This is a genomic window from Gillisia xinjiangensis, assembly GCF_046298265.1.
Taxonomy (GTDB): domain Bacteria; phylum Bacteroidota; class Bacteroidia; order Flavobacteriales; family Flavobacteriaceae; genus Gillisia; species Gillisia xinjiangensis.
The window spans coordinates 1-727 of sequence record NZ_JBKAHK010000038.1; the positions used below are offsets into that span (position 1 = coordinate 1).

1 protein-coding gene is annotated in these 727 nt (G+C 62.9%); it reads left to right on the plus strand.

All coding sequences use genetic code 11. The annotated features are described in order from the left end of the window. Positions 1–68 precede the first annotated feature (68 nt). Positions 69–727 (plus strand): signal peptidase I (gene lepB, locus ACKGJN_RS16330; RefSeq protein ID WP_409540630.1); only part of this gene is annotated, 659 nt, incomplete at its 3' end.

A 727-nucleotide genomic window follows, 5' to 3' on the forward strand; every position in this document is an offset into this window, starting at 1 on the left:
TATCGATTTGCGCGAGGGAGGAGTGTTAGGGTCGGATCGGAGTTGCTGTCGATCCGGTTGGGGGGAGTATGTTTTCCGCTTTCGTGCACAGGCGTCCCTGGTTTGCCGGGCTGGTCGGGCTGCTGCTGGGCCCGTTCATCGGCATGCTCTACTTGGGCAAGGGCAGAAAGGCCATCCAATACTTGGCGCTGGGCCTGTCAGTTTACGGCTTGCCGCCTGTCCTGGCGCACCTGGGGCTGCTGCCGGTGAAGGCGGAAACCGTTATCCTGGTGCTGTTGATCGCCTATCGCCTGTGGGGCGCCTTAGACTGCCACCGCATCGCCCGGCTGTGCGACGGCGCGGTGCCCATGGCGTGGTTCGCCCGCTGGTATGTCGTTGCCGCGCTGGGCATCGTCCTGCCGCTGGCCGTGCGGGGGCTGGTTTGGGAACCCTACAACTTGCCGTCGGCCAGCATGGAACCCAGCCTGCGGCTGGGCGACTATTTCATCGTCACCAAGCTGCCCTACATCCTGGATCAGCCGCAGCGCGGCGATCTCGTCGTTTTCATCTCCTCCCCGGACGAGACGCCTTACGTGAAACGCCTGGCCGGCCTGCCTGGCGACAGAGTGCAGATGCAGGCGGGGTCGCTATACCTGAACGGAGAGCGTCTCCTCCGTGAGGAAGTCGACATGTTTCAGGAAAATTTTGATCCCGGACGAGGCGAGGTTTATGCGGAGTTCCTACCGAG